This window comes from Cyanobium sp. WKJ7-Wakatipu, assembly GCF_024345355.1.
GTDB classification, from domain to species: domain Bacteria; phylum Cyanobacteriota; class Cyanobacteriia; order PCC-6307; family Cyanobiaceae; genus Cyanobium_A; species Cyanobium_A usitatum.
This window is the reverse complement of record NZ_JAGQAY010000003.1, coordinates 83,131-102,504: the sequence shown is the minus strand read 5'-3', so window position 1 is coordinate 102,504 and position 19,374 is coordinate 83,131. Positions and strand designations below refer to the sequence as shown.

Annotated in this window: 9 protein-coding genes and 1 tRNA gene; 8 read left to right on the top strand and 2 right to left on the bottom strand. The window is 59.6% G+C overall.

Annotated features, from left to right (window positions below):
- Positions 1-7: 7 nt before the first annotated feature.
- Positions 8-202, bottom strand: a complete 195-nt coding sequence (locus KBY83_RS02790; RefSeq protein ID WP_255018232.1) for a hypothetical protein — start codon at positions 200-202, stop codon at positions 8-10.
- Between the two features lie 313 nt (positions 203-515).
- On the opposite strand from KBY83_RS02790, the gene KBY83_RS02785 reads away from it, so the two are divergent.
- Complete coding sequence (locus KBY83_RS02785; protein ID WP_193486189.1) at positions 516-662, top strand: hypothetical protein; 147 nt, start codon at positions 516-518, stop codon at positions 660-662.
- Between the two features lie 43 nt (positions 663-705).
- Positions 706-779 (top strand) — tRNA-Pro (locus KBY83_RS02780).
- Between the two features lie 204 nt (positions 780-983).
- Here the strand turns inward: KBY83_RS02780 and KBY83_RS02775 are convergent.
- Complete coding sequence (locus KBY83_RS02775) at positions 984-3,173, bottom strand: AAA family ATPase (protein WP_255018231.1); 2,190 nt, start codon at positions 3,171-3,173, stop codon at positions 984-986.
- 101 nt (positions 3,174-3,274) lie between these two features.
- On the opposite strand from KBY83_RS02775, the gene KBY83_RS02770 reads away from it, so the two are divergent.
- From KBY83_RS02770 to KBY83_RS02745, 6 genes are all read left to right on the top strand, one after another.
- Positions 3,275-4,177, top strand: coding sequence for a hypothetical protein (locus tag KBY83_RS02770; RefSeq protein WP_255018230.1), 903 nt, complete (start codon positions 3,275-3,277; stop codon positions 4,175-4,177).
- Positions 4,178-4,316: 139 nt separating this feature from the next.
- The gene (locus tag KBY83_RS02765) at positions 4,317-9,764 is read left to right on the top strand and encodes a DEAD/DEAH box helicase (protein WP_255018229.1); all 5,448 of its coding nucleotides are present in this window, start codon (positions 4,317-4,319) and stop codon (positions 9,762-9,764) included.
- Complete coding sequence (locus KBY83_RS02760; protein ID WP_255018228.1) at positions 9,761-12,727, top strand: helicase-related protein; 2,967 nt, start codon at positions 9,761-9,763, stop codon at positions 12,725-12,727. Before KBY83_RS02765 ends, KBY83_RS02760 begins: the two co-directional genes overlap by 4 nt.
- 510 nt (positions 12,728-13,237) lie before the next feature.
- Positions 13,238-16,633: an Eco57I restriction-modification methylase domain-containing protein gene (locus KBY83_RS02755; protein ID WP_255018227.1), complete on the top strand. Its 3,396-nt coding sequence runs from the start codon at positions 13,238-13,240 to the stop codon at positions 16,631-16,633.
- A gap of 3 nt (positions 16,634-16,636) precedes the next feature.
- Complete coding sequence (locus KBY83_RS02750; protein ID WP_255018226.1) at positions 16,637-18,115, top strand: WD40 repeat domain-containing protein; 1,479 nt, start codon at positions 16,637-16,639, stop codon at positions 18,113-18,115.
- A gap of 2 nt (positions 18,116-18,117) precedes the next feature.
- Entirely contained in the window at positions 18,118-19,338 is a 1,221-nt protein-coding gene (locus KBY83_RS02745) for an STAS-like domain-containing protein (protein ID WP_255018225.1), read from the top strand.
- Positions 19,339-19,374: the final 36 nt, after the last annotated feature.

Genomic DNA, 19,374 nt, shown 5'->3' with positions numbered 1-19,374 from the left:
CAAGGAATTAGTTGGGCGGATTCAAGGGGCAATCCATCAGCCCGGCAGCTTGCTCATCTACGGCGCTGAGTCGCTCCAGGATTGAGCGCAGGTCGAGGACGGACAATTCGCCATCTCGCCCCCACTTCATCGCCGAGCGACCGATATCAGTTGAGTCGCCATTGCCGGAGCTCATCACCATGACCCCGCGTGTTGATTTCAACACTAGCTAGGCGCGGGGAGCATGAATTCAAATAATTCGCCCTGCACCAGCACCGAGCCCTGGCGAGGACCAGGGGACTGGGGGTGACCCCGGACTGGAGCAGCGCAAAAGGTCTGCAAATGTGACGTCCACTCTTCGGCGCGGAAGACGGCGTACGGGGAGGAAACCGGGGCGGATGCCGGGGTGGAAATCATGACCCTGGGTAATTAATACACCCGTACTATAGGCGTGAAATTGCATTGTCGACGGGCCAGGCCAGTCCTGGCATGCCCCGCTTTGACCAGGATGGTGGGTTCGCCTGTCTGCGATTGAGATGAAACTGCCAGAGGGTTGGCGGGTCTGGCTGCTGGTTATTGGGCTGAATGTCCTAGCTGGCTATCTCTGGTTTATCGATCGAGCCGTCGAGCCGCCAGCCGCTGGTGGCAACCTCCTGGACCTGATCCGATCCCTAGGCCGCTGAGCCTTGCCTGATGGCGCCGGCGCACCCCTAAGCTCATCTGCGACGGGGCGTGGCGCAGCTTGGTAGCGCGGGTGCTTTGGGAGCACTAGGTCGCAGGTTCGAATCCTGTCGCCCCGATTGACTTTTCACCGATAGGCCTTCAGCTGGGCACCCAAAAGGCACCCAAACAGTGCCCAAATGTTTAGAGGCTTTCTCTCTTGGCGGCTGCTTTCAGCGCCAAAAGGGCGCCGCCCACGCCTGCAGAGCGAGGAACCTGGCCACTCCTCAGGTGCCTTTCATCAATTGCTCACCGGGATTTGGTCGCGGCTTGCGGTGACTTGATCAGTCACTACGCAGCCGATTGGAAAAACTGCTGCGCAGTGCTTGCTCAGCAGGCTCTGAACTTGGCTGCCGACCGCCATTGACCCCAATCGCCTCCCGGCAGCGGTCCACCAGCTCCTGCCTGAGCGCATCAGGGCATTCGATCCGGATGCCACCGCCAAAAGCAAACAGCCAGCTGCGCAGGTCGATGTCGGCCGCAACTGTCCAGCTAGGCAGATCCAACTCCACCGGATAGGGGTGGCTGTTGCTGGGGCTGCCAGGTTCGAGCACATGCGGCGCCTTGGGGTGGTGCCACCAGCTATCGCCGGGCAGCGGCTTGGAGAAGCGGGTGTGCTCGATCGGGTAGCGCTGCAAACCCTCGCGGATGAAGGCAAAAGCCCAGGGGGCGCAACAGAAGCGCAGGGTGACGAGTGCCTGGCTGCGCCGCTGAGCCGAGGGGCTGGCAATCGCCAGCTGCTGCTCCAGATCAGCCCCGAAGTAGATGCCGCCGCTGTGGTGCAGCAAGCGCTCCAGCCTTGCCAGGGCGGCGGAATGTTCCTCTTGGCTGCGGCGCAGGCCGCCATCGCTGCTGCGCCGGGCGAGCCGGTCTAGCCGCTCGCTGCGGATCAGCCCTTGCTCGTGGCCCACCTGGTCTTCCTCGTAGAGGAGATACCAGCCGACGTTGTGGAAGATCAGCTGCAGCGGCCACACCCGCAGCTCACCAGCGGGGCTATCGGCAAAGCTGCCAACCCCTGGGTAGCGCTCAAGCAGCACCCGCCTGTGCTCAACGATTGCGGCCTCAATGGCATCAGCACGCCGGGGAGCGGCCAGCGAATCGCGCCGCACCAGCTTGGTGTCGACCACCGCATGGCGGGCGTAGCTGCGCACTGGCGCAACGCCATCGGCGCTGATCCCCGCCCAGCCCAGTCGCTCATCGAGTTCAGCCAGCAAGTCCTGCGCGGAGGGATCCGCCAGGCGGCCGGCGGTTTGGCGCACCACGTTGTGCAGCTCCCGCAGGCGCGGTGGAGAAAGAATGGCGGTGCCCAGGCAGTAGCCGTGGCGCACGTTGTCGTTGCGGTTGCGGAAGCCATAGGGGGTAAGGATCTTCTCGAGGTCCTTACGCAGCGTTGCCGTTTCACCGCTTAGGTAGGCACCAGGGATGAGCTCGGTAGCGGCAATCAAGTGCTGGTGCAGGTTGGCGCCGCGCTCTGCCGGCCGATCAAAGGGCTGCTGCAGCAGGTGACGCAGCAGGGTCATCACCCGCAGAAATACCGGCCCATCACCCATGGGCGGTAGGCCGCCATGGATGGCGCCCACCACGCTCTGACCGGTAGGACTCGGCGGCAGCTGAATCGGCGCTGCAGTTGGCACCGCACTGCAAAACCCATTGGCCTCCAGCCAGGACAGATCCCCTCGGATGGCATCGGCATCAGCAAAACACTCCCCTTGCAGACGCCCCAGAAAGGCAGCGGCGCGATCCGCCAGGTCTCCTTCTGGCAGGGGCGAGAGGATCGCCTCAAGTTCCTCTGCGCTGGCGGGATCGGTGGCGCCCAGATCGGGCCAGCTGCTCAGCAGCCGGATCAGATACAGCAGCCGCTCAAGATCGAGCATCCGCGAGTAGCCGTGGCGCTGCAGCTTGCGCTCACGATTGGTGGCAGAGCGGATGCGCTTATCCAGCCCGGCCAGTTCTGCCTGCAGCACCGGCGTCAGCTCGCCGTGATGGGTAGGCACCACAGCGCAGATCGCCGCAAACCCCTCCGCTCGGCACGGCCCGAAATGGGGATCGGCAAGCGCAGCGGCCATCTCCTGGATCACCGGCACCGGCACGGTCCGCTGGCGCCGGCTGTTCCAGTCCAGCGAGGTAGGCAGGTCGGTGTAGAGCCACCAGCCAATCCACTCCACTGGCGCTGGCAGAGGGAGAGCATGGGTGATGGCCAGGCGCCAGGCGCGGCGGGCATGGGTGGCGTCCACGATCACCGGAGTGCCAGCAGCCACGGCCTCTTGAATGCGCTGGTGCAATCGCTGCTGGATATCTACCCAGGGGCCCTGCACTGCTGCATCACCAAACACCTCAGCTCGGATCACGTCGGTGGAGAGCACCAGCGCCGGGGACTCACCGGGGCCAGTGAGCAGGGGCGCCAATGCTTTTGCCAGCGTGGTTTTGCCGCTTGCGGGCTGGCCGATCAGCAGGTGGCAGCGCAGGGTCGCCATCGCGGCAGAGGCAACAAGGGCTTCCACTATTTCGCACGAAAAAGAGCATTGCCAGCCTCCGCAGCGTTGACGCTGCATTCAGCAACACCTTCCTGCCTCCCTTGGCCAACTCCTGCAGCAGCAGCATCCGCTCCACGCCACGGCGGGATGAGAACTCCTACGCGCCGCCAACGCCCTTAGAAGACCTGCACATCCTCGACTTTCTCGAGCTAGCTGGCTCCCAGGCCAAAGCAGGTGCGGCACTAGCGATGCACCAATCAACCGTGTGCCGCAGCCTGCAGTTGATGCAGCAGCAATTTCAGTTGCTGCCGCGCCAGGGGGCACCCATTTTCCGCCACGGCCACAACACCTGCCTGCACCACCTGCGTCTGGCATATCGGGAGCACCGGCTGATGGCTGGCCTGATCCGGCTCGGTACAGACCTGCTGCACCAAAGCCTTTTGTATGGAATGACGGGCGTGCAGCTGGTGCCGCCCCGCTTTCGCAGCGCTGAGCATTGGGCCGAACTTGTGAGCCATGGACTGCTCGATGGCGCAATCATTAGCTCCTTCTGCTTGGAGCAGCAGCTGCAGTCAGATCAATCGCCCAAATGGGACGGGCTAACCGCCATGCCCCTGGGTCAGCTGGCCTTGCAGCTGGTTGCCACAACTACAGAGGTAAAGCAGGTGTTGCTGCCACGCCGGGGTGCGCTGCCGCTGCTGCATCAGGCCCTGGAGTGGCACGGCCTTGGGGTGGCGCAGCAGCCAGAGGCCTGCCAGGAACCTGCCGCCTGGCTCAAGCGCGCTAGGGACCGCAAGCTGGCGATGCCGATCTGCTCTGACTTGCTGGGGGCTGACTGGCTAAAGGCCAACGCTCTAGTGCCACTAGCAGCGCAGCCACCACTGTTCGAGCAGCTATGGCTGCTGCTGCCCCGCGGTGCAGCGCATAGCAAGGCAGCACGGCTTTGCCTGCGGCTGCTAAGGGTGCGGATCAATCGGACTCAAACAATGCAGGATCTGCATTAAATGCCAGTGCTGATAAGCGTTTCGGAGGTGACGAGTTGACTGGCATTTGCAGCGAAGCGACGCAGACTGGCGCGATATGTCGTCATTGCACCGCTAACGAGATGGGGAGCGTGTCAACAGGCGAGATGGGTTTCAACTGATGGACGTTTTTTCCTTCCGAGACAGGGTTGTCGAGGACTACGGCCAGTTCAGCCGCAGCTTCACTCAGATCAAAGCCCCAGACCTCCAGGAGTTCGTGGATGGCAGTTATGGCAAGGGCGAGTACTGGCCTTCTCCGCTGATCCAGCTCAACCCCAGTTTTGTAAGCGGCGGTGCAATCAGCGAGCTGGTAGAGGCGGGGGTAGTGCACGCGGAATGCAGCCAGATCTTTCGCTGGGGCAAGGAAAGCGGGCCGGGTCAAGAGCTGCAGCTGCACCGCCACCAGCGCGATGCAATTGAGATAGCCCGTAGTGGTGGCAGTTTTGTCATCACCTCTGGCACAGGATCAGGTAAGTCACTGGGTTACATCATCCCGATCGTCAATCGGGTGCTGGAAGCCCGCGAGGCTGGCGACCAACAGAAACGCATTCGCGCCATCGTGGTCTACCCCATGAATGCGCTTTGCAATAGCCAACTTGAGGAGCTACAGAAATATCTTGGACTTGGCTATCCAGAAGGGCCGCAAGTTACTTTTGCGCGTTACACAGGGCAAGAGGGTGACGACGAACGTGAGAAAATAAAAAACAATCCGCCAGATATTTTGCTGACAAACTATGTGATGCTCGAATATATTCTTACCAGGCAGGATCCACTTGATCAAAAAGTGATTAGTGATGCCAAAGGTCTTGAGTTCTTAGTACTTGATGAGCTCCATACCTATCGTGGCCGCCAAGGAGCTGATGTGGCGCTTTTGGTACGGCGAGTGCGCCAGCGTCTGAACACCAATCTGCTCTGTATCGGCACTTCAGCCACGATGGCCTCAGAAGGCACTGCTAAGGAGCGAAATGCCACGGTGGCGCAGGTAGCCAGCAAACTCTTTGGCACCTCGATCCCAACAGATCACATTGTCACCGAAACGTTGCAGAGGGTCACTGAAGGCGAACTGCCGAACACGGAGGAGTTGAAATCAGCCCTGCAAGCTGATTACTCAGCTACAGCAACGCACGAGTGGAAAGCGGCTGACCTGCACCAGCACCCCCTAGCTCGCTGGGTTGAGCTAAAGCTGGGCTTGGAAAGAGAAGACGGCTTGGACGATGGCAAGTGGGTGCGCTGCAAGCCGCATACCTTGCAAGTTGCCAGTAAAGAGTTAGGTGATCAAACAGATCTCAACGAAGAGCAGATTCTGGCCACCTTGCGGGATTTCCTCCTCGCCGCCTATCGGGTGGAAGTCGGCCCCAACCGCCGCTTCTTTGCCTTCCGTCTGCATCAGTTCGTCTCTGCAGGCGGTGATGTCCACGCGACCCTGCAGGCTCCGGGCCAGCGCTACCTAACGCTGAAGGCCCAGAAGTATCAACCCAATGCAGGTAGGCAGTCGCTGCTCTATCCGGTGGCGTTCTGCCGCAGTTGCGGCCAGGAGTTTCACCCAGTCTGGTCCCATCTAAATAACCGTATTCCAGTTCAGATCGATCCACGTGAATTTTCTGATGAATCCAGCCTGCGGGAGCGGGACGTGGTCAACGGCTACTTCATGCCCGACGCGGAAGGGAAATACAGCATCGATGACCTAGAAGCAGCAAATTTCCCCGACGGCTGGCTGGAACCTGACAAGAACGACGAGCTAACTCTGAAACGTACTTTCAGGGAATTTGCGCCAGTTCCCTGCCGCTTTCGGTCCGATGGAGGCGCCAGCAGCGATGGCCTTCCCGGATGGTTCTTGAAAGGCAGCTTCCGCTTTTGCCCATCCTGCGGTGTCGAGCACGGGGTACGAGGCAGTGAGTTCCGCAAGCTTTGCGGTCTTAATTCCGAAGGTCGTAGCTCAGCAACCACCACTCTGAGCCTGGCGGTGCTGCGGCAGTTGTTGGGCTTCCCTGCAGATGAGATCCCCGATCAGGCCCGCAAGCTGCTGGCCTTCAGCGACAACCGTCAAGATGCCTCACTTCAAGCAGGGCATTTCAACGACTTCGTGCGTGTGTTGCAGCTGCGGGCAGGTCTAGTTGCAGCCCTCAATGCCCAGCCTGAGAAAGAGCTGAGCCTTGAAACGCTGGCCCAGGAAACCGAGAAGGCGTTGCGCCTGGAAGCGGGGGACTTCATTGCAATACCCAACGCCAAGCCGAATGTGGAGCAGAGCAATCGCCGCGCCCTGCGTGGGGTGCTGGAGTACCGGCTGATTGTTGATCTGCGCCGAGGCTGGCGGCTCACGAACCCGAACCTCGAGCAGCTGCGGCTGCTTGAGGTTGACTACGCGAACCTGGTTAATTGCGCTGAGGATCAGTCCGACTGGGGCCAGCGGCACCCGCTCTTGGCCCAAGCCAGCAGTGAAGAACGCTTCCTGATCTGCCATCGCTTACTGGAAGAGCTGAGGCAGAGACTCGCCGTTGATTGCGATGCCCTGGTTCAAGAAGAATTTGAGCGCCGCAGGAAGGCTGCCTCTGATCTGGAGGAGGTGTGGAGCATTGGTAGCGATGAGAAGCCTGAGCTGGCTCGCAGCGTGGTGACAAGCCCTGTTCCCCAGGAGCTCAAAAACCGAGGCGTGGAGGGCTTATCACTGCGAGGGGAGTTTGGTCGCTGGCTGAAGTCTCGGGAGCGCTGGCGCTCTGTAGATGATCTTTATCGAACCTTCAAGTGGAAGGACGAGCTCTATCAAGAAGTGTTGGGTCACGTCCTCGAAATGCTCACCTCTTGGGGGTTGGTAAAACCGGTTGAGGTGCGCCTGGGCCGCAAAGCCAGCGAGATGATCCAGGGATGGCGATTGAACAGCACAGCACTGCGCTGGACGCTGGTGGGGGCGGACTGCGAACCCCAAGACCGGTACGCCACGCTCTTGGAGAGAGCTCGCCAAAACAGCGGCCGCCGCGGTCCCGTAAATCCCTACTTCCGCCGCCTCTACGGAGACCTTGCCGCACTAATAGCAACCGAGGGTCGTCCTTTCCTGCAGACCCTGCTTGCTCGTGAACATACGGCCCAGGTGGATGCGGGCGAACGGGAACGGAGGGAAGAACGCTTCCGTAGCGCTGCGTTGCGGCTGATGTATTGCTCCCCAACGATGGAGCTAGGCGTTGATATCGCCTCACTAAATACCGTCTACATGCGCAACGTGCCGCCTACACCGGCGAACTATGCCCAGCGCAGTGGCCGTGCTGGTCGCAGCGGCCAACCGGCGCTCGTGCTCAGCTACTGCGGCGCGACCTCACCCCACGACCAGTACTTCTTCTCCGATCCAGTGCGCATGGTGGCAGGTGCCGTAAGTGCGCCAACACTGGAACTCGCCAATGAGGAACTACTCAAGGCCCACTTCCGGGCTCTATGGCTGGCGGCCACCCGCCAGCGTCTACCCGGCAAGGTGAAGGAACTGGTTGATATCAGCGCAGCGGGGCGTCCAGTCCAGCCTGAACTGATGGAGGCGCTATCCAAAGATGAGGCCTACCGCACTGCTCAAGCCGATTGCCAGGCGATTGTCGACGACCTGCTGGACAAGAAGTGGCTTGGGGCAACCCCGCCAACCTGGCTAACGGGCAGTTGGCTCGAATCACTGACCCGTGGCGCTGCTCTTGATTTTGATGCTGCGCTCAAGCGTTGGCGCGAGCTGCTGGAGGCTGTCGATAGCCAAATTAACCAAGCATCTAAAGATCTTGGCAATCACGCACTAAGTGAGCGTGATCGCCAAGCCGCTGATCAGCGCTTGCGGTCTGCTCGAATGCAGCAGCAGTTGTTGCTCGCAGACAAGCCAGGCAGCCGCAACAACAACAACGACTTCAGCACCTACCGCTACCTGGCCAGCCAGGGCTTCATGCCGGGATACAACTTTCCGCGCCTGCCACTGATGGCCTATATCCCAGGTTCACGGGATCAGGTTGGCGGTGGTAGCTATATAACAAGGGCGCGATTTGTCGGCATTAGTGAGTTCGGCCCCCACTCATTGATATACCACGAGGGCAACACTTACAAGGTGAAGGGTGCTCTGCTCGGCTTGCAGGACAACGCCGTTGCAACTGGTACAGCAACGCTCGCCACACAGGATGCGCTGGTGTGCGGCGCCTGCGGCCATGCCCATCTGGGGGATTCTGCAGAGCTTGAGTTGTGCTGTCACTGCGGTACGCCACTAAAACTGCACCCTGATGGCAAAGCGGTACGCATCCCGAAGCTTTATCAGATCGAGCAGGTCACTACCAAGCGTGCCGATCGGATCACCTCCGATGACGAGGAGCGCCAGCGGCTCGGCTACGAACTGATCACCACCTACGAATTTCCCAAAGAAAACGGCGTGGTGAAGGTGGGTAAGGCCCAGGTGACGTGCGATGGCCAGCCGTTGCTTGAGCTCAGCTATGCCCCCGCAACCCAGATCAGCCGCGTAAACCTGGGCTGGCGCCGGCGTGAAAACAAAAACGACATGGGTTTTCCAATCCACCCGATTAACGGGCAATGGGGAGGAGAGAAGGACCTGCGCGGAGATGCCGCTGACGAAGACGGCCCAGAGGTGGGCTTTGTGAAAATCACGCCTTATGTACAAGACCGCAAGAACGCTCTGCTGATGCGCTTCCTGGGTGACTGGCAGCCGCAGCAGCTGGTGAGCGTCAAAAGCGCGATCAAGCGGGGCATCGAGGTGACGTTCCAGCTAGATGGCAGCGAAATAGCAGCTGAGTTGATGCCAAATGAAGAGTCAGCCACTGCACTGCTTCTTTACGAATCCGCAGAAGGTGGTGCTGGAGCCTTAAGCAGGCTTGTTGAGAGTCCCACCGCCCTACAGGCTGTGGCTCGAACCGCGCTCGAGATTTGTCACTGGCGCTGGGACGGTGAAATGCCGGTATTAGAAGGCCAGCTGATCAATGCCGATCCTGAATGCGAAGCAGGTTGCTACCGCTGTTTGCTTGGTTACCACAACCAGCGCGATCACGATGTGATCGATCGCCAGCTGCCTGAACTCAAGCAGTGGCTCCTGGATCTGGCTCGGGCTGAGCTGATCGGACAAGGAGGTATGGATGGCCGAAGCGCGATTCTCGAACGTCTGCAGGCGTTGGCTGGCAGCTCCCTAGAACGGCTTTGGCTCGACACGATTTATCGACATGGCCACAACCTGCCAGATAACGCCCAACAGGAGGTAGCAGGTCACTACGTGACGCCCGATTTCACCTACAAGCAGGCCTGCGCCGTGGTGTTCATTGATGGTCCCCATCACGAACAGCCATTGCAACAGCGGCTGGACCAACAAAAACGCCAGGCCCTCACCGATGCCGGGATCACGGTGGTCGTATTCACCCAAGACACCATTAGCTGGCCGGTTGTGCTCAGTGAATACAGCTGGCTGTTTGGAGAGGGGCGGCAATCACTTAGTGCCAGTCCTAAAGAATCAAGTACTTCCTCCACATCAACTTCAGAATCTCCAAGCAGCTTGGGTGAAGCCTTAGATCAAGTATTCAAACAACACGGTGAGTTGCTCGGTGGTGGGCAATGACATCTACCCCAACCCAAACTCCATTGACTGACATCCCCTCTCCAGGCGCGATTGTCAAGGTGCGTGGACGCGAATGGATTGCCCTGCCCCAGAGCAGCACTGAAAAGCAAGAGCAGGTGCTCAAGCTGCGGCCCCTGGGTGGTGGTGACCAGACGATTGCCACCCTGTATTGGCCGCTGGAGGGAGCAGCCGTGAAGCCCGCCAGCTTCGATCCCCCAGATCCTGCTTTGAGCGGCTCCCAGAGTTCGGCCTTGTTACTGCGCGATGCCCTACTGCTCAAGCTCCGAGCTGGAGCGGGTCCGTTCCGCAGCCTGGGCAATGTGGCCCTGGAGCCCCGGCCTTATCAGCTAGTGCCGCTGTTGATGGCGCTCAAGCAACCAGTAACGCGGGTTCTGATCGCTGATGAGGTAGGCCTTGGCAAAACAGTGGAAGCGCTCCTGATTGCTCGGGAACTGCTTGATCGCGGTGAGATCCGCAAGGTCACGGTGATCTGCCCTCCCCACCTTTGTGAGAAGTGGCGGGCAGACATGATCGGTCAGTTCAATCTCGCAGCCGAAGTGGTGCGGCCGGGCACGGCCCAGAAACTGGAACGGGAGTCAGCGGGCAAGTCGATCTTTGATGTAATCCCCTTCACGGTGGTCAGCCTTGATTGGATCAAGAGCGACCACAACCGCGAGGGCTTCCTGCGCAGCTGCGGCGAATTCGTGATCGTGGATGAAGCCCACACTTGTGCAGCACGTAAGGGCGGCGGTCGCCAGCAGCGTTACCAGCTCCTTCGCGGTCTCTCCAGTAAGCCGGAACGCCACCTGGTGCTGCTAACGGCCACACCCCACAGCGGGGACAAGGAGGCATTCGACAACTTGCTGGGGCTACTTGATCCCAAGTTTGAAGGCCTAAGCCAGATGCCAGAGGGTGATCGCCGGCGTGGTCTTAGGGAAGAGCTCGGCAGTTATTTCGTGCAGCGCCGCCGCCAGGACCTCAAGGAGGAGTGGGGCACTAATGGTGCCGATTTCCCTGACCGTGAAACGCGTGAGTCCGAATACACCCTGGGCGGTGATTGGGGTGCTCTGTTTAACGACGTTCTTGAATACGCCCGTGAACTCGTGCGCCGCAGCGCTGGGGCTAGCAAGTTTCGCCAGCGAATGAGCTGGTGGGCAGCGCTTGCATTGCTGCGCTGCGTTAGCAGCAGCCCAGCTGCAGCATCGGCCTCACTACGCACCAAGTTGGTCAACCTGCAGGGCAGCGATGCAACTGACAGCCCAGCTGATGAGGATCAGATGGCGAAGGACCTAGAAGCCGCTGCTGCTCTGGCTGTACTTGATGGCTCGGAGGAAGAGTTCAGCGCAGAAGAGGCAGCACCTGGATCTGATCTGGCCAGGCCAGAAGACGCGGAGCACCTGCAAGACCTGATTGCCCGCGCCGATCTATTGCGCGGCAAGGCCCACGACCCCAAGCTCAAGCAACTGGTCAAAGAGCTCAAAGCCCTACTAGCGGAGGGCTTCCGCCCGGTGGTGTTCTGTCGCTTCCGGCCGACAGCCCACTACTTAGCTGAGCAGCTGACAGATGAGCTGCCTAAACGTAATCACGTGGTGATGGCGGTGACAGGTGAATTACCACCGGAGGAGCGGGTTGGACGTATTCGTGAGCTGCAGCAAGTACTTGCAGATGGCAAGGTGCCAGTGCTGGTAGCCACCGATTGTTTATCAGAGGGAATCGACCTGCAGCACACCTTTGATGCTGTGGTGCACTACGACCTCTGCTGGAACCCCACCCGCCATGAGCAACGCGAAGGCAGGGTGGATCGTTTTGGCCAGGCACGATCGGCAGTGCGGGCCCTAATGCTGCACGGCGGCAGCTCCAACCCGGTGGACGATCGAGTGCGCACGGTGATCCTGGAGAAGGAAAAAACAATCCGCAAGGAGCTGGGGGTGAGTGTGCCCATCCCCGGCAACGCCAACACAATCACCCAGGCGGTGCTCAGCAGCATCTTGGGTCCGATTGCCCAGGAGCAACAGCTGAACTTTGATCTAGGGCTCAGCACGGAAACCGCCAGCCAGCTGCAACTGGAAGCAGCGATAGATGCTGAATGGCAGAGCGCTAAAGAGAACGCCAAGGCCACACGCACGATCTTTGCCCAGCGCAGCCTCAAGCCAGAAGAAGCTCTAGGCGAGTGGGACAAGATGCGCGAATCGCTAGGCAGTGATGCAGCAATTGAAAGGCTGGTGGTGAATGCCTGCCGGCGGCTAAACCTGCCGATCGGCCCGATGGGAGCTAACAGCGGTTGCTGGGAGCTGGATCTCACTCGCTTGGAAGACAACCGCATTGCCCTGCGCGAGCGGCTGCAAAACCACGACCTCAGCGGCAAGTTGCGAGTTAGCTTCCGCTCGCCTGCCCGGGACGGCAGCCAGCTGCTCAGCCGCTCCCACCCCCTAGTGGTGGAACTGGCCGATTTCGTGGCCGAGCGGGCGCTCAGCGGACTGGAGCCCAAGCTGGCAGCCCGAGCTTCCGTTATCCGCACCAAAACGGTGCAAACACGGACCCAACTGCTGGTGCTGCGGCTGCGTCACCAGCTGCATCAGGATCGGTGGATCGGCAGTGGCTATGAATCCTTGCCTGATCTGCTGGTCGAGGAATGCCTCACCGTGCGAGTGGTGGGCGATCAAGTGGAATCATTGGAAGGATCAGCAGCTCTGGAGCTGTTGGAAGCGCCGCCCAGCGGCGATGTGGATTCGGGGCAGCGCCAGCAGTGGCTCAAGGAGGCGATTGCTGGACTGGAAGGGTTGCAGCCAGCTTTCAAGGCCCTGGCCGAGCGCCGCGCCCAGCTAGCGGAAGACGACCACCGCCGAGTGCGGGAGGCATCACTGCGGCGCGGCGAATCACTACGGATGCGCTTCAACTGCGAACCCGCCCCGGCTGTTGATGTGATCGGCGTGTTCCTCCTACTTCCTGCCCCCACCCTCTGAGTCATGTCGCGCAATACCGCCACCGTTACCTTCCAGGCCCTTGAGATAAAAGGCACCCTGCTGCCGGCATCCCTGCTGGAGGAAATCTCCAAGCTTGAGCGGCCCAAGGAGATGTTGCTTGAGCCTGGCGACTACGGCCTGAGCCGTGGAGAACGCCTGCGGGATCGCATCGATTCGGCCTGGGTACTCTCCAAGGAGCTGTGGGAGGAATACGGCAACCTCAAGGGCCGGGCAGGGCAAAGCATTGCCGGACAGCACTTCGGGATGCGGCTGCTGCGGGAGGTGTTCAGTTGGAGTGGAATCGAGGCGTGTAATGGCTGGCGCCAGGGGGAATCGAGCTATGCGATCAACTACCGGGCCTTTGCAGGGTCGGTACCTCTGATCCTGCGGGGTATTGAAGAGGGCGAACTTGACAAGGGCAGCGCTCAGTTTGGCCAGGAGGGCCGCCGACGATCACCCCATAGCTGCCTGCAGGAATGCCTCAATGCCGACGACAGCTCCAACTGGGGCGTGCTGATCAGTGGTGATCGGCTGCGGCTGCTCCACGACAACCCCTCGCTGGTGAAGCCCGCCTACCTGGCGGCGGATCTGGAGCTGCTAATCGAAGGCGAGCGCTTTGATGAATTTTCGGTGCTGTGGCTGCTGCTGCACGCCAGCCGTTTCCAGCATCCTCAAACGGGCAGCTGCGTGCTCGATAGCTGGAAGCAAAAGGCAGAAGCATCCGGTGAACGAGTGCTGGGCGCCTTACGCGGAGGTGTGCAAGCAGCCCTCCAATTCCTAGGTTCTGGCTTTCTCAACCACCCAGCCAATAGCGAACTGCGTGATGCGCTGTTCAAGCACCACACCCTTAGTAAACAGCACTTCCATGAGCAGCTGCTGCGGCTGGTGTATCGGTTCCTGTTCCTGTTCACCGCAGAGGACCGGGATCTGCTGTTTCCACGCGAGGTGGACAAGGGTGACCCGCGCCGGCGGATTTACCGCGAGGGCTACAGCGTCAGCAGGCTGCGTGAGCTGGCGATCAAACGCAGCGCCTATGAGGGCGACTACGGGGATCTGTGGGTACTGCAGCGGCTGGTGTTCCAGCAACTGAGCATCGGCAACTCCCCCCTGGGACTGCCCGGCTTGGGCGGCCTGTTCAGCCTGGAGCAATGCCCAGATCTGCAGGGCGCTGAGCTGTGGAACGGGCCATTGCTGCGGGCGATCAAGGCGATCGGCTGGTTCGACGCCGGCGGCACCTTCACGCGGGTGCGCTACCGCGACCTCAACACCGAGGAACTCGGCAGTGTGTATGAGGGTTTGCTGGAGCTGCACCCCCAACTGGAGCAGCAGGGCAGCCAGTGGCAGCTGAGCTATGGAGGCGGAGCGGGCAGCGACCGCAAAACCACCGGCAGCTACTACACGCCCGATGCCCTGGTGCAGGAACTGATCAAGAGCGCCCTAGTGCCCGTGATCGAAGACCGGCTGAGCAAGGAGGTTGGGGCGGCTGATCAGGAAAAGGCCCTGCTCAACATCAAGGTGATCGACCCCGCCTGCGGCAGCGGCCACTTCTTACTGGCCGCTGCACGGCGACTGGCAGTAGCCCTGGCACAGGTGCGCGCCGGCGACGATCAACCCAGCGAAGACGACCGTCAGCACGCCCTGCGTGATGTGGTGGCCCACTGCATCTATGCGGTGGACAAGAACCCGATGGCGGTGGAGCTCTGCAAGGTGGCGCTGTGGATCGAAGCGATTGATCCAGGCAAGCCGCTGAGTTTCCTCGATGCCCACATCCAGTGCGGCGATTCGTTGGTGGGTGTGTTCGACCCGAAGGTGCTGGTGGAGGGCATCCCCGATGAGGCCTACAAGCAGCTGACGGGTGACGACAAAACGGTGTGCTCCAGCCTGAAGAAGGAGAACGCGGCAGCCCGCAAAAACAACAGCCGCCGCGGCTCCAACCGCGGTATTCAGGGCAGTTTTGATCTCAGTGGAGCTAAGCCACGCAGCCGTAGCCAAGAAGCGCTGCAGGCGATTGAGGCAATGCCAGAGGCAACCCTGGCAGAGAGTGCTGCCAAGCAAGCTGCCTATGCGAACTGGCTCGGGCAGAGCGGTCAGGATCCAGAAGCACTGGCGGCAGATCTTTTCACCGCCGCGTTCTTTCTCGCCAAAACCAGTGGCTCACGCGCCACGGTGCCGACGACAGAGCATCTGCTGAGGCTCTTGGGCGGACAGCCTGTTGAAGAAGCTATGGAAGAGGCCGTTGCGCATGCTTCCCAGAGCTTCCGCTTTTTCCATTGGCACCTGCGCTTTGGCGAGGTGATGGCCCGAGGCGGGTTTGATTGCGTGCTTGGCAATCCTCCCTGGGAGACGATTAGTCCAAACATCAAGGAATGGTTCTCCACATATGATCAGACAATCAAGTCAAGTTCTCCGATCGAGCAGGAACAAATACAGAAGCGCCTTCTCGAGAACTTGGCAATCAGAAAGTCCTGGGATTCCTACTGCGACTTTCTCTCTAGGCTTGGTGAATTCATAAAAGAGTCTGGCCGGTTCAGCCTTTTCCCGCCCGGGAACTTAGGCAAAGGTAACATGAATCTCTACCGCTTCTTTACCGAGCTTGCTACTAAGCTTTCTACTCGGCATGCAACTGTAGTCGGCCTAATCATCCCCGACCACCTCTACCTGGGGGCAAGTGCATATTCAATTCGCAAGGAGCTCATAGAAAAGAGAGGGAAGCTATACCTAAGGGCCTTTGAAAACTCTGGGGGGGTCTGGTTTCCCACTATACATCGGAGCACCAGGTTTTGCCTTTTCACGTCTGTAATGGCCGCTCCAGAAGAGTCCCTGAATGCCGCTTTTGGTCTTAGAACTCTCAAGTCAATTCCCGCCAATGCGAGGGGAATTGATATTCCCACATGGATGTGCAATGAGTTTGGCGGTTCAGCCTTCACCATACCCGAAGTGATGTCTGAATACGAAGTAGAAATAATCCAGGCCATCCACAGCGCTTATACTTCGTTTCAGTCTTCATATCAACATTTTTCGGCGAGCAGAAGGCCATATAGCCAAGAACTAAATACAGGATCAAACAAGCTGTCTCTAAATGACACCAAGGCTGGCTTGCCAGTCATAGAAGGAAGAATGATAACCAATTACGACTACCGAACAAAGATCTACAATTCAGGCAAGGGAAGAAGCTCTGTCTGGATTGAAGCTGAATTCAGCTCAGCGGAAAAAGCGCTCTCGCCACAGTGGTACATCACACCAGAGCATTTAAACCAAGATAGCATTGACAGAATAGCCAGGTTTAGAATTGGGTTCTGCGATGTCGCAAACTCAACCAATCAACGCTCTTTGACAGCAGCATTAATACCTCCTGGATGCATCTGTGGCCACAAGGTTCCCACTATCAGCATTCCCGAGCAAGGTCCTGCCAGCATGATGCTTACGCTGGGAATATGCAACTCACTCATTACTGACTTTTTAGTTAAGAAGAAAGTGTCATTAACTCTATCTTTCACAATTATGGACAGCTTGCCGATTCCCATCAAGCACCCTAGCAGTCCTGCGGAACAGCATCTGACGGTGAAAGCAGCCTCTTTGATGCTGGTTGGCGAGGAGATGGCTCCATTTGCTACCTCGTTTGCATCTGAGATTGAATCCTGGCCGTGTAGTGAAGAATTTAGGCCCGAGGAAGATGTAAACAAGCGACTAAAGCTTGCGGCCGAGATCGATGCAATCTATGCCTTCAATATCCTGAGGCTCAGCCGAGCTCAACTTGGGTTTATCCTTAAACCGAAAGATATAACCGAAGAATGCTCAGGTTATGAGCCATTCGGGGCTCTAGAACGAGCGGAAATTCGCCGATTTGGGGAGTATCGCACTCAGCGCCTTGTTCTGGAAGCTTGGGATCGGCTGTTTGGAGGCTGAGTGGTGCCTGATTCTTCCCTGACTGATTTCTGGGTCAAAGGATATGAACGCCTCGTCAAGCGGGGATGGTTTTCATCGCTCACGGTATTGGCCTATAGCGAACGAAGCGATGTCCTTGCCGTTGATGGGGGTGGCGGCCGGATCCTTCTAGTAAATCTTCAGACTCTCGAAGCACTTGAACCTAAGAAGCTTGAGTCTGGGATTCGCAATCTGTGCTTCGCAGATTCAGGGCAGCTGTTTGCTGGACTGGACAATGGCAGCGTCGTTTCTCTTTCTGCGCAAGGGCTGCAGCTCCTGTCTGCAAAGGTCAGTCGCAAAGCGATCACGTCGGTTCTCTGGTCAGCGGACTACGGGCTACTTGTGGCCGCAGAGGATCGTCGACTCCGTCGCCTGGCTCCTGAAATCCTTGAGGAAATCTCTACCTCAGAAAAACTGCGGTGGGTTGGTCACGACCTGGAACTCCTTGAACCCGATCAACAGTTGATCGCAGCTGGCAGTGACAACAACCTTCACCTGGTCGACCCTCAACTCCTGGCCCCGTTGCTGGTGATCCACGCGGGCACAGCTCGTCAGACCCACAACAGTTCAGGACATGGACATCTGGTTGCAGCTGCTCAAGATGGCACAGTCACCATCCTCAATGCCGGCACGCACAGCCAACGCAGCGTGCTGCCGATTGCCAATGATGAGCTCGCTGGTGTTCAGATCTCGGATAGAGAACCTGCCTTGTTTCTCGCTGATCAGCAGGGCGTGGTTCAGGAGTGGGATCTCCGGACTTTAGAACCCATATCGGCACTACAGGTCGATGGAAACACCAAGGCGCTGACAGTCAGCGGATCCGGTGATGTTCTGGCTGTTTGCACAGATCACTCGGTGCAGGTGTTCTTGCGTGCTTCGCAGCTCACAGAGTTGGCTTGTTACCAACAAGAACTGGCCAGGCGCCAGTCCCTCCTGAGTGTGATCGAACAGTTTTTCCGTCGGCTGCTTGGCCGTCCCCTTCCTGCACTCCCTCCGCCGCCAGAGCTTCCATCGGCCCTGGCCCAAGCCGCCCTGAACACCGATCCACAGATCCGTGAAATCGAGCGAACCACCTCAGAAGCCTTGGTCCAGGCCTACCGCGGTATCGCTGCGACCGCACGCCAGGTCGACTGGAAAGCGGTGGGGAAGGCCATCGATCAACAGCAACGCCATCAGCTCGAGGCCCAGCGACTTGAACTGCGGCGGCTGAGAGAGGAGAGGCTCAGCAAAGCCCTCGAGGAAGCGCAGCGTCGCCGTCTGTTTCGTCAACAACAACTGGAAGCACGCGAGCTCGCCATCAGAAAAGAGAAGGCTGCACAGCGCTCCAAAAAGTTCTGGGAGGGCGTCGGCCGACTGGTGGGAAACATGGCCTCCAGCGCCGCCAGCTCAGCGGCGACGGGTACCTGGGTTAACTCCTACACCCGTCGAGACGGAACCCGGGTGCGCGGGTATCGGAGGAGGTAGCCATGCCCATCGTCTCCTTACCTGCACGAGCTGCCATTCATCAAGCGGTTGCAGCTCTCTATACCGAGGGAGCCCTGCATCTCAACGGCGACACGGTGTTCCTCACCTTCGCCGATATCCCCGCCATGGATGTGTTGGCGTTCCTCGGCGCCTGGGGGCTGATGGCCAGGAGCCATGGGAGCACCATCAAGTTGCGCGGCGAGGCAAAAACACTCTCAGCCCTCCAGCTGCTGGGGTTCCATCAGCTCCTCGACATCTCACCATCCAGCACCAACGCCAACCCTCAGCTGGCCAAGGCACCTGCCGTTGGTGTGTTGCCCCTCACGCCGATCGCCACGGAAGAGCAGCAGTTCCAGGCCGTTGATGCCATCTGCGCCATCGCCTTGGCCGCCGTCGACAACGCTGCCGCCTTCATCCCAGCGCTCGAGTGGCTGGCCAACGAAATCCTCGGCAACATCCTGACCCACGCAGCCGCTGAAACGCCCGGCGTGGTCTGCGCCCAATACCGCGCCAAGCAGCAGCGCTTCGACATCGGCATCTGCGACATGGGTCGCGGACTGCTCGGCTCTCTGCAACCCGCCTTCCCCGAGGTGCGCAGCTACGGCCAAGCGATCGACCGGGCGATCGAGCGCGGTGTCACCCGCGATCCCGCTATCGGGCAGGGCAACGGCATGGCCGGCTCCTACGAGATCGTGCGCCTAAACGGCGGCACCTATCAGATCTGGACCGGGGATGTGGTCTTTGAGCTGAACAAGGGGCGGCGCAGACCCCAGTTCCAATCGATGCCAGCGGTGTTCGGCACCGGTGTGATGTTCTCGCTCGACACCAGCAGACCCGTCGACCTCGCCAGCACTTGGATCGCCTCCGCCACCGGCGCCGAGTGCCTCTTCCTCAACACCCAAACCGAAGCCGCCAGCGACAGCGGCCTCAATGTGGCTGCTGAATGCCTCCACACCGGAGGCCGCGCACCCGCCAAACGGCTGCGGCGGAAGATCCAGGGCCTTCTGCCCGCCATGGATGGCGAGCCCCTGATCCTGGATTTCTCCGGCGTTAAATCCGCTGCCAGCAGCTTTCTCGACGAGCTCCTTGGCCGCCTCGCCGCAGAAGACCCGCGCGGCCAGGCGATCTTCGACGGGCCCGTGCGCATCCAGGGCATGAACCACACCGTGCAGGCTATGGCCAACGTGGTGGTGGCGCAGCGGTTGGGGCAGACAAGGCCTTAGTGATCTGGCTCCTGTGGATGCGAGCCGCGCAAGCAA

What these genes read in the sequence shown, in the direction of transcription:
- KBY83_RS02785 (WP_193486189.1), top strand. Translation starts at nt 516, where the DNA reads ATGAAACTGCCAGAGGGTTGGCGGGTCTGGCTGCTGGTTATTGGGCTG.
- KBY83_RS02775 (WP_255018231.1), bottom strand. Translation starts at nt 3,173, where the DNA reads ATGGCGACCCTGCGCTGCCACCTGCTGATCGGCCAGCCCGCAAGCGGC.
- KBY83_RS02765 (WP_255018229.1), top strand. Translation starts at nt 4,317, where the DNA reads ATGGACGTTTTTTCCTTCCGAGACAGGGTTGTCGAGGACTACGGCCAG.
- KBY83_RS02760 (WP_255018228.1), top strand. Translation starts at nt 9,761, where the DNA reads ATGACATCTACCCCAACCCAAACTCCATTGACTGACATCCCCTCTCCA.
- KBY83_RS02745 (WP_255018225.1), top strand. Translation starts at nt 18,118, where the DNA reads ATGCCCATCGTCTCCTTACCTGCACGAGCTGCCATTCATCAAGCGGTT.